This is a genomic window from Ferroplasma acidarmanus Fer1, assembly GCF_000152265.2.
Classification (GTDB): Archaea; Thermoplasmatota; Thermoplasmata; order Thermoplasmatales; family Thermoplasmataceae; genus Ferroplasma; species Ferroplasma acidiphilum.
In genome coordinates this window covers 1148884-1163180 of record NC_021592.1, presented here as the reverse complement: position 1 = coordinate 1163180, position 14297 = coordinate 1148884, and the positions used below count along the sequence as shown (strand labels likewise).

Genomic DNA, 14297 nt, shown 5'->3' with positions numbered 1-14297 from the left:
AAGTGTATTATTATGGGTTATAAATAATTTACTTCCGCAAATTTTGACTCTTCCGTGGTGTTAAAATTCTTTGAGCGGATAATTTTTCCATTTACCATAACCGATTCTACATTCTCAGGGTTGGCTGAAAACACTATATTATTGACTATATTAGAATCATTATATGGCATTGTATTGTATTTGTTCATGTCAAGTATAACCAGATCGGCAAGGTATCCCTCACGAATTATTCCTATGGGGGATTTTAATGCAATTCCCGCATTTCTGGTGGCCATATCCATGATCTGCTGTGATTTTACAGTGTCGGCTGACCAGCGGTCGTTGTTTATTGATATTGCGGAATATTTCATCTCCTCAAACATGTTCAGAGAGTTGTTGCTTCCTGAGCTGTCGGTTCCTAGAGAGACGTTCACATTATTGGATAACAGTTCTGGTACAGGTGCTATGCCACCGGATGAAAGCTTGGCATTGCTTATTGCATTCCATGAAACTGAAGTCTTATATTTTGAAAGAATCTTGATTTCATTCAACGTAATCCAGACGCAGTGGGCAGCAATAATTCTATCTGACAGGAAACCTATTGCGCCAAGATGTTCCACAGGCCGTTCGTTATGTGTTTTTACAAAATCATATACCTCTTTTCTGGTCTCAGAAAGATGTGTGTGCACCATAACGTTGTATTTTTCAGCCAGTTCTTTTACGCGGTAATAGTTCTCATCAGATGATACGTATATGCCCTGAATGCCGGCCATAGGAATTACAGTGCCCGGGTGTTCCTTTCTGATAAAGGCCTCTGCATTTTTTACAGGGTCGCCTCTCTGTGTAGTAAATTCCTGATCAAGGGTGGCCCATGCAAGGAAGCCTCTCATGCCGATTTTCTCCACAGCTTTCTCTACAATATCTTCTGAATAATAAAGGTCAACAAAGGATGTGGTTCCTGAGTTTATCATCTCGTTCATGCCAAGAAGGCTGGAATTATAAATGCCTTCATCTGTCCGCTGTGAATCAAGTTTTGACGTTTTGTCCAGAAATTCTGAAAGTACAATGTCATCGAGTAACCCCTTGAATCCACTCATGCCAACATGTGTATGTGTATTAATGAATCCTGGAATGATAACCCTGTTTTTAGCATTTATTTCCTCATCATGGTCTGGTTTCTCTTTTCCCACATATGCTATTTTATTTCCCTCTACCAGAATGTTGCCATGTATTATATCCCTGGTATCATTTTCTGTGATTACTGTTCCATCCTTGATCAGAATACTCATGGGAGGTAATCCCAATATTATTAATAATTCTTTATGGGATTCTGACTGTTAATGGACAATACTACATATTCTGATATTATGTTTTTATAGGATTTATGGAGAAGTTTCACACCTTAAGAGATGCCTGTGAGTTAAGGACACCTTTTAGGCATCTCAGTACTCTGCTGGGATTTGAAACGTGCACATTTGAAACGGCATTCTGCTTCCTGTAGTTAAGAACTTCTGTTCTGTATTGTTGAATTTTCCCGAATATTGGTTTTCATACGCCCAGACAGTGCAATTCCAAGTTCAAGTGCTTTCATGTTAATGCCGAGTTTTTTCTCGGGAAATGTGTCTTTTAAAACATAAACAACTTCATCGGCAGTCATGGGAAATAGATTTAAACCAAGTGCTACACCGATCATTACTATGTTAACCGCTTTTGATGATCCTGCTTCCATTGCTATCTCTCCTGCCTCAACAGGGTATATCCTTGTTCCCATGCCGTATTTTTCCATCAGGTCCTCCAAGCATGGATATTCCTTCTTATGCATGCTCAGGGATATTGGATTGATTTTCTCTGTGCTCATAAGTGCTGTTCCAACGTTTTCAAAGGATTCGATCGCACGAAATGTTTCTATTAATTCAAGCCCAATGACAAGATCGCAGGAACTCTGTGAAATAATGGGCCCATAACAGTCTCCAATCCTCACGTCGACTGTGACAGAACCGCCTCTTTGCGAGAGCCCATGAATCTCTGACATGATAACTTTTTGCCCTGACCTCATTGCAGCTTCTGAGATTATATTTCCTGCGGTTATTATCCCCTGCCCACCAACCCCAGCAAGTCTAATATTATAAGTCATTTCTTCACCTCTATTGCATTGAATGGGCAGACAAGTGGTTCAGCACATACCCCACAACCATCGCAAATCGAGGGGTTAATCTGTATCTCACCCTTTTCTATAAACAGTGCTGGACACGAGAAATTCTCCACGCAATTCATACATTTGCCGCACTTATCCTGGTTTACCGTATAAATCTCAATTTCACCATTCTTACGGAGTTTTCTATCACGAATTATGGCACATTCCCTTCTTGAGATGATAACTGAAACTCCGGTCTGGTGCAACGACCTGTTTATAGTTGCAAAAGACTCCTTGAGATTATAGGGATCCAGCAAAGATACATTACTTACACCAATTCCCCTCACAACATCCTCTATTGGAATTCCAGTAACGGGCTTTCCATTATAATCCAATTCATTCCCTGGATTTGGTTGCTGACCTGTCATTGCTGTTGTGCCATTATCCATTATAATAACAAGCATGTTCAGGTTGTTGTGCACGGCGTTTATTAATGGCGGAATGCCAGAATGGTAAAAGGTTGAATCTCCTATGAATGCTATGACCTTCTGATCGGTAACCATGGAAAAACCATTTGCTACACCAATAGACGACCCCATGGATATTAAGGTGTCTGCCTCATCAAATGGGTCATAAGTACCAAGTGAATAACAACCTATATCTGATGCATATATTGGATTTTTGATGTTTGACATTCTGACTGATCTTTTAACCACGTAATAAGTACCCCTGTGGGGACATCCTGGGCATAGAACAGGTGGCCTGGGTGGGAGATCCACTCCTGTTTTTGGTGATTTGCCCTGAATATATCCTGGCATATTTAAAATTCTGGCCAGGGATTGAAGCACAGCATCCGGATTCAGTTCATAAACTAGGGGAAAATAACCATCAAGTTTTCCATAGATCCTGGTTCTGATTCCATTTATCTGCGCAATTGCCCTGATCTTTTCTTCCATGTAGGGGTCCAGTTCTTCAACTATCACCACTTTATCATGTTTTCTCAGAAATTCGGCAATCATTCCTCGGGGTAAAGGGTTGGTGAAGCCGATCTTCAGGACGTCTATTTCAATAGAATGAGAAGCTACTGCATCCATAAGGGAATTGTATCCTGAACCTGATGTTATTGCACCAATTTCACTGACCATGTTAGATTGCGCCTTATTCATGAATGACATGTCAGATTCCACTGCAATTTCACCAAGTTTTTCCATGAGCATTTTTTTCAATCCAATTGCGTTGACTGGCAGGCTTACAAATCTTTCTGGATCTCTTTCAAAAACTCTTCTGGTTCCCTTTATTTTGGGTATTTCTCCAACATTGACCGGACCTCTCATATGGCTAACTCTTGTTGTTGTCCTGAACAGGACTGGAATATGGTACTTTTCGGAAAGTTCAAAGGCTGCTTTCACGAAGTCTTTGGCCTCCTGGGGATTTGAAGGTTCAATCATTGGAATGTGTGCAAGATCAGCGTAATGCCTGTTATCCTGTTCATTCTGTGAAGAGAACATTGAAGGATCATCGGCTGTCATGATTACCAGCCCACCCCTTGTCCCTGTATAGACAATACTGACGAAGGGATCGGACGCAACATTCAAACCCACATGCTTCATGAAAACCAGTGATCTCATTCCTGAAATGGAGGCGGCAAAGGCACTTTCAAGTGCCACTTTTTCGTTTACTGAATAGAGAAATTTGATCCCCAGTTTGTCTGCAACATGAGAAAGCGTCTCTCCTACTTCACTTGAAGGGGTACCCGGATAACTGGATGCAAATTCGATTCCAGCCTCGACTGCTCCACGTGCAATCGCTTCGTTGCCGAGAAGAAAAACTGGGTTCTTTTCAATTTTACTATCAATGAACTGGACAAGGTCTGCCATATATATCATATAATTATAATCAATCTCTAAATTAACAGATACCCTTATATGTAAAGTTAGACAATATTTGCCACGGTGAGCTGTCTCATGCTAAAGCAGTGAGTAATCCTGTTTCACCGATAGAACTTAAACTTACATAATGGTGTTGTGATTAAAATTATTATACGAGATGATGTATAAGCGAGCCTCAGATATCCAGCTTGAATACAAGAAGGACTTACCAGGTCTTTATTGAGCTATTTTATGAATTCGTGCATTCATACCTGATGACGCATAATCTGCCCGAACTGAAAAATCCTGTTAATCTAGATGTAAATTTATATGTCAAAATTAAGTATTGTAACCACAATTGTATATGGTTAAAACCATTATACCCGAGTATGCCCGAAATAGTTACAGGGGCATGCATACTATTAATCCACAGAAAACATTTTAACGGTATAATTCACTATTGCCTAGGGAATAGGAGCTTGCAGAATAATTAGAGTTGAACATGCAGGCATATATTGAATATGGATCTAATCAACCCTTAATGGGTATATAAATGGGTGATTCATACTTATTATGCTAGGCAGTGAATTATTGCCTAAAACACCGTCTCGTGAGAAATATTGTATGTACTAGAGGTGAAAGTTGATCTATACGTGAAAGAGTTGGTATATATATAGAAAAGATCTTGGAATGAAGAGACATTTCATCGATTTAATCAACACAACAATAGTTCCTGATCTGAACAAGGCACTTGCAGAATGGGCAAATAACCGGCCCAAGGCGGTGTTCTGGTAATCCCAGGATTTCAAGAATCCAGAATAATTAAGAGACAATGAAATTCTCTCTTGCCTGGGAATTCACCATACCAACATTTCTATGGGAGTGAAGAAATTGGATTGCTTATATACCCATCCAATGTTTAAGAGAGACTTGAATATTCATTATGGAAATATTTTACATTAATACTTTCACCATTGTTGTTGTATTCTGTATTATTATATGGGTAATAGTAGATGATCAGTGGCAGGAATAGTATTATCACAATTATAATCGAAATTATTATTTTATAATGGGATTTTAGGGTCATGGTATCACTCATAAATATAATATTCCTCAGAAATCATTCTTGATGGCATTTTTATTATAGTAATATTATTAGCACTATTGTCCTTGAACATACTCAGATTTTCGCCGTTTAAATAATATATCTTATACCAATCCCCTGGATTTGTAAAGAAATAAAATTGACCGTTTTGTATATTTACAATTTTGAATGAACTTGTGTTAATATTGTAAACAAACATTGTTGAATTGTATGAAACATTATAATTATGATTTCCATCTGAACATCCCGGTTTTAATCCCACTGTGCCGTATATTGCACTCTCCTTCTCAGTGTGGATATTGAATGTGTTATGCAGTTTGCCAGCTGATACAGTAAGGGTAAAATTATAATTACCATTATGCAGGTAGAAATTAGGGATAACAAAGTTTATACCCATGCTGTGGAGATTATCAAATGAACTATATTTGTTAATCCATTTATTCCCTTCTTGTTTACAGTTAATTGGGAGATGTGTGCCTGTTATCTGAACATATTGATTATTATTGTCGCCTGTAGTTGCTATATAGACATACCTTGCATCGATGTTTTTCATGCTTATATTTATATGGGATATTAAACATCCTTCAAGTTGATAGTATGCCGGGTTTGTTAATGTTGTATTCAGGTATGATTCACTATTGCCCAGGGAATAGGAGCTTGCAGAATAATTAGAGTTAAACATGCAGGCATATATTGAATATTCATTATGGAAATATTTTACATTGATACTTTCACCATTGTTGTTGTATTCTGTATTATTATATGGGTAATAGTAGATAATCAGTGGCAGGAATAGTATTATCACAATTATAATCGAAATTATTATTTTATAATGGGATTTTAGGTTCATGGTATCACTCATATAAATTTATTGAAGTGGATTGTCCAGGATTTTTAGAGTCTATATATGAAATAATTGAATTCGAATTATCTTTAAATTTTTCAAAATTAGATCCGCTCCTGTAAAATAATTCATATTTAGTATTGGGTTTAGCGAAGAATAAATAATTTCCATTTTTTATAGGAACTTTGTAAAAATTACCACTATTTACGCTTTTTATATAAACATTAGAGTTAAGTGATGTGTCATAATTATGATTTCCATCTGAACATCCCGGTTTTAATCCCACTGTGCCGTATATTGCCGAGGAAGTAACTGCATTTATGGTTTCTGACGCATTTGCGCTCTTGATTATCCCTGTAGGACCAACGCACTCATAATAATTTGTAGAAAACATATTTATTCTGAATGAATGTTTTAATTCGTTAAGTGGAATATCTATTTTTACAAGCTCTATGCCTCCAAATACATTTTTTCCATGGCCATCAGTACATGGATTGCCACCATTAATGGTATATGCCTCAAATACTGATCCGCTGCCAATTGCGTCAGGGATATGTTCCCCAATCCCGGACAGTGCATAGAGATCTTTGTATATGGAATACTGGCCAGTAACATATCCAGCCCATGGCAGCTGGGAAATTAGTTGAATGCCTATGTTTCTGTAGGCCTGTTTTGGAGTTATTCCCTTACAGCTTGGACCAGTTACGTTTAATCCTTGATTGTAAGATTTTTGTATATTAGTATTTGCACCTGGCGGAGCATTTATCATTGTCAACCCTATTCTCTGGTAGAACGCAGTATAAAATGTATCGGGATTATTAGGATTTGATGTTGGAAAAATAATATCATTCGATATTCCGCTTGATATTAACGGTATTGTTATGGAAAGATTTCCACTATTGTTAGTAATATCATAAATGGATTTTAGGATAACGCTATCATTCTGGTAATTTGAAGTGCTGCCACAATCATTTATGCTGTTTTTTGCAATTCCTAAATTTGTATATCCGTATACTGAATAGCTTCCTGAGTCTGGAGACGACAGGTATATGGTATTATTCCCGTCATAGCCCATCTCATTCATGTACTTCTCAACATGTATGTTTGAATTGCCGAATGTGGAATATGAATTGTGGAAGAATACTGATGGTTCTGGTGCCATAGAATGCATCGAATAGAATTCTGATCCTGAAAGGTATTCTGCATGGAAATTAATATTGCCAGGCATAGAGTTTACATCCCATGTATATGTATATACACCGGTACCGCCAATATAGACTGTATGTACATTTACTCCTGATACAATAAAGTACAGTGCTGTATCACCTGCACCACTTGATTCTGAGAATGATGTTACATCTATCTTAAGTGTAATTGCACTCTCTATGCTTGCTGATGATGGTGCACATGTTTTGCCTGATACATGCCATGAATTTACAACTTCACCTAAGAGCCCATTTGATAGAGATGGATTTATTTTATTTGGAGAATTTGAATCAATTGCAATAGAGGGAGAAGATAGTTGTGATAAGGGCATTATTGAGAACATTGCTACAACCAGCAGGGATATAAATGTAATATATCTACGGTGCATAATAATGTAAACGTCTGACTATATATAAATGTTTGTCTTACCATTTCACCTTTATCCGGTAATGTAATTGATAATGTATGAAAAACAGGAAAAGATTCGTGTGAAAAATATTTTAGGAAAATAGATTTGGTGTAGCATACACACATGCTGGCACAGTCATCCATATACCATGATAATATGACGGATCTGACGAAGGATAACAATGTGATGTGTCTCTTCCTAAAGCACAGAGGTTTCCTGTTTAACTGACAGAACTTGTTTAAACATAGACTTATATTATCCCCATGAGGCTTGAATTCTCTGTACTCCACTGGTACTTTTCTATAGGAGTTGAAGCCTTATTCAGGTACTTCTGTTATTCCTCTTATTCATTACATAAGAATAGTGTTTAAATGTTCTTTCCAGAAATTCATCTACATAATAAACTCAGAGGGTTTCATTCTAATGGATTTTTGTGTAAATTACAATAAAGAAAATTTCGGTATTCTTATTCTGGCTGACTGTTAATCCCATAATTTTGCATTAAGTCATTAAACGAACACCACATTTAACACAGTGAGCGAGAAGTCTTCCCACCAGTGATATGATAAAAGCGACAGAAAAAAGTTATCTATGGCATATTACCTGGATAAAGGTTCGCGCTCCGTTATTCGTTGTAATATCACTTTATCTAGCCGGTGAAATACCGGAAGAAAGTATTTACAAATGATGCCGTTGTGGATTTCCTTAAGATTAAAACCAGAGAGATTTCTGAAACCTTTGATGTGTATATACTGTATGTAGAATGAGGTAAGGATCACTTTCACATGCCTTTCAAGGTTACACTCCTCCTTAACATACCACAATTCATCAATGCGGTCAAACAATAACATCAAGGGAGATACAGCGCAAATTCCATGAAATAAAGAAAAAACTGTCAAAGGGAAAGTTCTGGTCTCCTTACTACTTTCTTGTAACATCCGATCAGGTCACATTAGATATCCTGAAATGGTATGTGGATTCACAGGAGGTTAATCAGGAGAATCTATAGATTCAGGCTCATGGAAATCAGAGTTCCTCCAGATAGGGGTGAACGTGGAATCTGTCACCGGAGATTGGATGAAGCACTGTAAATACGTTTTCTCAAGTCATTTCTGTAGAATGATTCCCTCACAATGCCACTTGAGACAAGTTCCTTCAAAGCGTTCTGAACGGTTTTTCTGTTCAAGCCTGTAAGATCCATTATTCCCGCCTGATCCAGTGGGCCATGGTCCGAAATAACATAATATATAAATTTATTTGATGGCGGGCCCTCAACAGAAGTGGAGGAAGAGGGAATCCCGAAGGTGTCCCCCCTTAGCCCGAGTCTCTGGGTCTCAAGCGCTGCGAGACTTGCAGGAGCGATGTTTCCAAGATTCACCGTGTTACCCATCCTGATCACAAGCTCTACCTGCTGTCTTTCTACAGGCGCTTCAAACATGAGTTTCTCAATCGGGAAGTTCTCAGCAAGCCGGGTTACCCAGTCCCATTTTATTAATCCTTCAATGTCGAATACTCCCACACCTTTTCCAGTTTCCCTTCCCTCTACTATGACAACATCAGGTTCGTATTCCAGATCGCGATTTACCCCTTCAATGGTTTCATCCAGGCTGAGCTGGTTTTTTTCACTCTTTTTTCCAACTTCCATGGTGAAAGGGATGTTATTTGATTTTGCAAAATCAACAATTTTTTTCTTTTGGGAGTCTGGGAGGTCTATAACTCCTTCACTGATTTCCAGGTGAGAAAATCCATATTGGAGAAGACTTGAAAGAGTTCGTTCCAGATGGCCTTTCGCATAGGCTATCTCAAGTGTTGTACCTCCTGGGCTTACATCAATTCCTAGATCTCTGTATCTTTTTATCCTGTTGATCAGTGTTTTTTCATCCAGTAACATTGAAGTCGTCCAACCTATCTTCATAACATAAATTCTTTCCCTAAGGCTGGAAATAACATCCATATCCACTGAAGAAAGTTTGTCCAGAAGCATATTTTTCCCCATTGAACTGTTCCAGGTTTTGTCATTGATAATATTTTCAGAAAGTCTGTTAATATTCACAGTACATAAAGGAGATGTTTGGTATATGGTTTTCGCATTGTCCCTATATTGCCCATAACGGTTCAAAACTTCCCATTCTGATAATTATTTCAATAAATTGAAAATTATAGAAGATGGAAGAATATTTGGATTTACAGGATCTGAATCCGGTTGAAATGCTGGGAAAAATTGGGAAATATTATGGAAAAGGTGCTGTGTTCACTTCAAGCCTGGGGCTGGAAGACATGGTCATCACAGATATGATTGCCAGAAATAATATTAATGTTGAAATTGCGACTATAGATACAGGAAGACTCCCTGATGAAACATACCAGCTTATGGAAACGGTAAGGTCGGAGATGGGTATTGATTTAAAAATATATTTCCCTGAAAGAGAAGATGTTGAGGACATGATCAATTCCAGAGGAATCAATCTTTTCTACCATTCGTTAGATAACCGCCATTTTTGCTGTAATGTGAGAAAGGTAAAACCACTTAAAAATATACTTCGCAAAAGGTCGGTTTGGATCACAGGAATAAGGGCAGAACAGACTGTTGCAAGAAAAAATGCCAGAAAAGTTGAATATGTAAGGGATCACAATGTCTGGAAAGTCAATCCACTTCTGGACTGGAGCAGGGATGAAATATGGTCATATGTGAGTATTCACAAAGTTCCATACAACATTCTGTTTGACCAGAACTATAAGAGCATAGGTTGCCAGCCATGTACAAAGGCAGTGGGAAAGGATGATGACGAAAGATCTGGAAGGTGGTGGTGGGAGAACGGCGTAAAGGAATGCGGCCTTCATTTGACAGGAGGCGTCAATACAGATCTTAATTTGGGAAAGAATTCTGGTGATATTGTTGATTAACTCTCCGGCAAATATGAATCTCTCAGCGCATGGTGGAAAACTTGTTAATATCCCTGATGTCAGTGATAGGGAAGCACACCATACAATTGAAGTTAGCTACGGTACTGCCATCAGGATAATGAATATGAAGATGGGAATCCTGAGTCCTTTGAAGGGATTCATGGGAGAAAGTGATTTCCATTCTGTGGTTGAGAACCAACGTCTGGAAAATGGTCTTCCATGGAGCATTCCATACACACTGGACATAGGAGAGAAAGAATTCAGATGTGTAAGAGCAGGTGATACTGTCAGGTTAAGCCAGAACTCAGGGGTAATTGCCATAATGGATGTAACAGATATTTACAGATATGACAGGATTGAATACTGCCGGAAAGTATTTGGAACTACCTCAACCGACCATCCGGGTGTCAGAAACATCAGGGAAAGTACGGGTATATGTATGGCCGGGGAAATCAAGTCAGCTAACCTTCCAGAAATTCCATTCCTGAAAGAAACACTTTTTCCGGTGGACACAAGGCAGATATTTCTGGAAAGAGGGTGGAAAACCGTTACTGGATTCCAGACAAGAAATGTTCCACACAGAGGGCATGAAGAGATGCAGAGAACTGCACTGCGTGTTACGGACGGCATTTTCATAAATCCTGTAATTGGTAAAAAGAAACCGGGTGATTACAGGGACGAGATTATTATGAAATCATACGATACCCTCATAAATAATTATTACCCTTCAAACAGAGTCCTCTTTTCACCCCTTCACTATGAAATGTCATATGGAGGGCCCAGAGAGGCCATGATACATGCAATCATGAGAAAGAATTTCGGGTGCACCCACTTTGTAGTGGGAAGGGATCACGCTGGTATCGGAAACTTTTATGGACCATATGACGCCCAGAAAAATCTCCAGGCCTTTGAACTTGGCATAGAAATCATGAATATGGATGAGGTCTTTTACTGCAAGAAGTGCGAACAGCTGGCAACTTCGCGGGATTGTTCCCATGTGGATGGAGATAGAGTTCATTTCAGTGGAACAATGGTGAGGGATACTTTGAAAAACGGATTATCTCCAGAAACTTATCTCTTTAGAAAAGACGTATATGAAACAATAAACAGGCATGATAATAAATTTGTAGAGCGAGTTTAGACAGGAATGCGAATGTAATTATGCAGTGAATAAGTAAAGAACAGGATGTGGAAAATATTAAGATGTGACTACCAGGCGAATGAAACGGAGGCACTATAACAATACATAAGGTTTGAGTGTAGTGGATATTAATTCCTAATTCCCGATCTTACCTTTACAGCCGCACCGTTATTCAGGTCTACCATGGCCCTTGATGGCATTAATGCTGTACCGGTCCCCCTTAATTCATTGTTGTATGTCATTATGACCTCATCAAAGGCTTTTATATCCGGTGTGGCATTCTGAATGCCCATGGCATATACAGTAGATGTGGGCCTGAAATCATCTATTGAAACATTGAATTTATCATTTTCAAGGAAAAATTTTCCCGATTCCGGAGTAATGGAAAAACGCCCTATGGATTCATTGTACACGAAAAGTATTCTGCTGCCCTCCACAATCATGTCCTGATGGAAACTGTTTATTAACTTTACATTGGAAATGTATGGAATTATCCAGTCACCAAATTGAAACCTCAATAAAGCACGGTAATCATCCAGTTTCTTGGCATATTGACTTTCTGCTGTCACGGTGTCCTTCAAAACAGTTGCAAGCCTTGCTATATTATTATCATCTGTAACTTTTCCCTCTATTATTTTTGCATTGTCTGGTATGGCATCACGAACAAAATCAAGGTCCTCCGGTATATATGCTATTACATCTTCATATCTATTTTTGTTAAAATATGCAGAAATGAGATTTTTCATCATGAGTTTTTCATCCTCATACCATGTGCCTATGACAGGTATATCATAAAAACGGGCGGGGTATCCCTTTTCCAGCTCCCGGGGAACTAGCCCAACGGGGGATGTAACAATCAATTCGTGGAGATATCTTCTGTACTGCCATATTCCTGAAAGTATTTTCTTATGGGTTTTTGAATCAGAATAGGGTTTTTTGGCGGAACATGGAAGCAGAAGTGCAATATTCCTGCGGTCTGGTTTTACATAGGATGATATTTTATTTCTGTAAGCAACAATATCAGGCCTGTTGAGTGACTCCAGGGAGTTGGCCTGGATATAGGGTGTCCTTGATGGAAATACACTGGAAAAATCTTCATAATATCTTGTGTCTGCTATTCTCAATATTTCCATTGCCTTTCCAGATATGGCAATTTTTTCTACTATTTCCCGTAATGTGTTATCCCGGGTTGAGACAAAAATTGATTCCAGTATAGATTCTGCAAATTGTATGTTCTCTTCAAAGGGTTCATAATCAACTCTTGATTTCCCGGCAACGTTGTATTTTATATGTTCCCTGCTTTCCTTTCTTATATACAGATCGTCAAAAATATTGACCCCAAGATAGGACAGTACCGGCATAAGATATGGATCTGAAATTCCCTGGAGATAAAACATTTTTGTGAAACCGTATTTTTTCCGTAATTCCATAAGAAACGAAACGAGGTGCACTGGCCTCTGTATTAATTCAAGGCCATTGTATATTATGATTATATCATTCCCTTCAATAATTTTTTCGCCGCTAAGGAAGGATGGATAGTATATTTTTTTTTGAAATTTTTCTCCCAATATTTCTATACTATCCTTCTCATTTTTATAGTCATCTGAAAATGTGTTTAATAAAATTGGGAATCTTTTTCCATTTCTGTATCCTGCCCATGTGAATCCCATCACGTATTGTTTGTCTTTTATCTTTTCAGGCATAGGATGCTATTAAAACAGATTATATATACTTTTAAAAATTATTTTGTGGTGATCCTTACCACATTGCTTCCACGTATGATGACTTTGCCGATTTTTCTCTGAACCTCTCCGTTCTCCTCTGCATCGTCCAGGGTCATGTTCATATACTCATCATACCCAACCAGTGTACCTACAAGCGACCTGTTGTCCTTTAATAATAACGTAACTTTTTTGTTTAAATTTTCCTCAAGCATTTTCATTGGTAATGTTGCCATTTTATTCACCTAATTATATTCATCCTCGTCGTTAAACTGATTGTCATGGTCCATCATGACTTTTATCAGGCCACCTAAAAGCTCCTTCATACTATCTATTTCCTTTCTCATATCCCTAACTTCTCTGGAAAGCTCCTGGACGTCCTTTATTTTATCAGCTTCTTTCATAATTAACACCTGATATATTTATATTGCCATAATCTGAGGCAATTTTTCTCTGTTCGACTCTCCCACAGTTCCTGCAGTATAGTTTTCCATTCTCTGCAACTAGGTCGCTCCTGCATATTGTACATTTGCTCTTCAGTATACCAAGATTGGGGTCAAATATTGTGGCATAAAGTGGTCGTGTACTTATAATTTTTGCCCTTACAAGGTCTCCAAGAGTAATAATATGAGAATACATAGTTTTGTTGGGAATTGGCAACTTAAGCCTGGCCTCTGTGTTGGCCGGTACAAGGGCATTTCCTTTTACAACCCCTGAAATCAATATTACTGCCTCCTTGTTTAATATTTTTATTATTTTGCCATATACAATGTCATATCTCTTTACTATTACTGGCTGCCTGGATGTATCAACCGATATGGTAAGAGATTTGTCATCCCTGCTGACTCTTCCGAAAGCAGTAGATATGACATCACCATCAATGTCCTGTGTATTCTTTCCTGAAAGGTATTCTTCCTCCTTGGCTATTATGTCACCTGGGAATACTATATCTTTAACTTGTTCCATTCAATTACCTCTATCACGCT

General features: G+C 38.2%; 12 protein-coding genes and 1 pseudogene. 3 read left to right on the top strand and 10 right to left on the bottom strand.

The genetic code is table 11. The features are described 5' to 3' along the window. Positions 1 to 17: 17 nt before the first annotated feature. From FACI_RS05975 to FACI_RS05950, 5 genes are all read right to left on the bottom strand, one after another. Complete coding sequence (locus FACI_RS05975) at positions 18 to 1268, bottom strand: amidohydrolase family protein (RefSeq protein WP_009887231.1); 1251 nt, start codon at positions 1266 to 1268, stop codon at positions 18 to 20. Positions 1269 to 1480: 212 nt separating this feature from the next. Next, positions 1481 to 2113: an indolepyruvate oxidoreductase subunit beta gene (locus tag FACI_RS05970; RefSeq protein WP_009887230.1), complete on the bottom strand. Its 633-nt coding sequence runs from the start codon at positions 2111 to 2113 to the stop codon at positions 1481 to 1483. Continuing rightward, on the bottom strand, positions 2110 to 3999 hold the full coding sequence (gene iorA / locus FACI_RS05965) for an indolepyruvate ferredoxin oxidoreductase subunit alpha (RefSeq protein WP_009887229.1): 1890 nt from the start codon (positions 3997 to 3999) through the stop codon (positions 2110 to 2112). The genes FACI_RS05970 and iorA overlap by 4 nt, the downstream gene beginning before the upstream one ends. Positions 4000 to 5072: 1073 nt before the next feature. Continuing rightward, positions 5073 to 5936 (bottom strand): hypothetical protein, encoded by an 864-nt coding sequence (locus FACI_RS05955; RefSeq protein ID WP_019841613.1) that lies wholly within the window; start codon positions 5934 to 5936, stop codon positions 5073 to 5075. A 4-nt stretch (positions 5937 to 5940) separates the two neighbouring features. Further along, entirely contained in the window at positions 5941 to 7524 is a 1584-nt protein-coding gene (locus FACI_RS05950; RefSeq protein ID WP_009887227.1) for a hypothetical protein, read from the bottom strand. 612 nt (positions 7525 to 8136) lie between these two features. Here FACI_RS05950 and tnpA point away from each other — a divergent pair. Further along, a pseudogene (tnpA, locus tag FACI_RS10475) lies at positions 8137 to 8554 on the top strand (IS200/IS605 family transposase). Positions 8555 to 8608: 54 nt separating this feature from the next. On the opposite strand, the gene FACI_RS05940 reads toward tnpA, so the two are convergent. Further along, complete coding sequence (locus FACI_RS05940) at positions 8609 to 9598, bottom strand: phosphosulfolactate synthase (RefSeq protein ID WP_009887225.1); 990 nt, start codon at positions 9596 to 9598, stop codon at positions 8609 to 8611. A 113-nt stretch (positions 9599 to 9711) separates the two neighbouring features. On the opposite strand from FACI_RS05940, the gene FACI_RS05935 reads away from it, so the two are divergent. Together FACI_RS05935 and sat are read left to right on the top strand one after the other, a co-directional pair. Next, the gene (locus FACI_RS05935) at positions 9712 to 10449 is read left to right on the top strand and encodes a phosphoadenylyl-sulfate reductase (protein WP_009887224.1); all 738 of its coding nucleotides are present in this window, start codon (positions 9712 to 9714) and stop codon (positions 10447 to 10449) included. Then, positions 10442 to 11590, top strand: a complete 1149-nt coding sequence (gene sat, locus FACI_RS05930; protein ID WP_009887223.1) for a sulfate adenylyltransferase — start codon at positions 10442 to 10444, stop codon at positions 11588 to 11590. Before FACI_RS05935 ends, sat begins: the two co-directional genes overlap by 8 nt. A 128-nt stretch (positions 11591 to 11718) precedes the next feature. On the opposite strand, the gene FACI_RS05925 is transcribed toward sat, so the two are convergent. Genes FACI_RS05925 through FACI_RS05915 form a run of 4 tightly spaced genes read right to left on the bottom strand, consistent with a single transcriptional unit; the run spans position 11719 to position 14277 of the window. Beyond that, positions 11719 to 13293, bottom strand: coding sequence for a DUF5591 domain-containing protein (locus FACI_RS05925; protein WP_009887222.1), 1575 nt, complete (start codon positions 13291 to 13293; stop codon positions 11719 to 11721). 38 nt (positions 13294 to 13331) lie between these two features. Beyond that, positions 13332 to 13547: an LSM domain-containing protein gene (locus tag FACI_RS05920; protein ID WP_009887221.1), complete on the bottom strand. Its 216-nt coding sequence runs from the start codon at positions 13545 to 13547 to the stop codon at positions 13332 to 13334. 9 nt (positions 13548 to 13556) lie between these two features. After that, positions 13557 to 13715, bottom strand: a complete 159-nt coding sequence (locus FACI_RS10260) for a hypothetical protein (protein ID WP_009887220.1) — start codon at positions 13713 to 13715, stop codon at positions 13557 to 13559. Continuing rightward, a complete protein-coding gene (locus FACI_RS05915) occupies positions 13702 to 14277 on the bottom strand; it encodes an exosome complex RNA-binding protein Csl4 (protein WP_009887219.1) in 576 nt (191 codons plus the stop codon). Before FACI_RS05915 ends, FACI_RS10260 begins: the two co-directional genes overlap by 14 nt. Positions 14278 to 14297: the final 20 nt, after the last annotated feature.

Coding starts and splice junctions, on each gene's coding strand:
- FACI_RS05975 (WP_009887231.1), bottom strand. CDS start 1,268: ATGAGTATTCTGATCAAGGATGGAACAGTAATCACAGAAAATGATACC.
- FACI_RS05970 (WP_009887230.1), bottom strand. CDS start 2,113: ATGACTTATAATATTAGACTTGCTGGGGTTGGTGGGCAGGGGATAATA.
- iorA (WP_009887229.1), bottom strand. CDS start 3,999: ATGATATATATGGCAGACCTTGTCCAGTTCATTGATAGTAAAATTGAA.
- FACI_RS05955 (WP_019841613.1), bottom strand. CDS start 5,936: ATGAACCTAAAATCCCATTATAAAATAATAATTTCGATTATAATTGTG.
- FACI_RS05950 (WP_009887227.1), bottom strand. CDS start 7,524: ATGCACCGTAGATATATTACATTTATATCCCTGCTGGTTGTAGCAATG.
- FACI_RS05935 (WP_009887224.1), top strand. CDS start 9,712: ATGGAAGAATATTTGGATTTACAGGATCTGAATCCGGTTGAAATGCTG.
- FACI_RS05925 (WP_009887222.1), bottom strand. CDS start 13,293: ATGCCTGAAAAGATAAAAGACAAACAATACGTGATGGGATTCACATGG.
- FACI_RS05920 (WP_009887221.1), bottom strand. CDS start 13,547: ATGGCAACATTACCAATGAAAATGCTTGAGGAAAATTTAAACAAAAAA.
- FACI_RS10260 (WP_009887220.1), bottom strand. CDS start 13,715: ATGAAAGAAGCTGATAAAATAAAGGACGTCCAGGAGCTTTCCAGAGAA.
- FACI_RS05915 (WP_009887219.1), bottom strand. CDS start 14,277: ATGGAACAAGTTAAAGATATAGTATTCCCAGGTGACATAATAGCCAAG.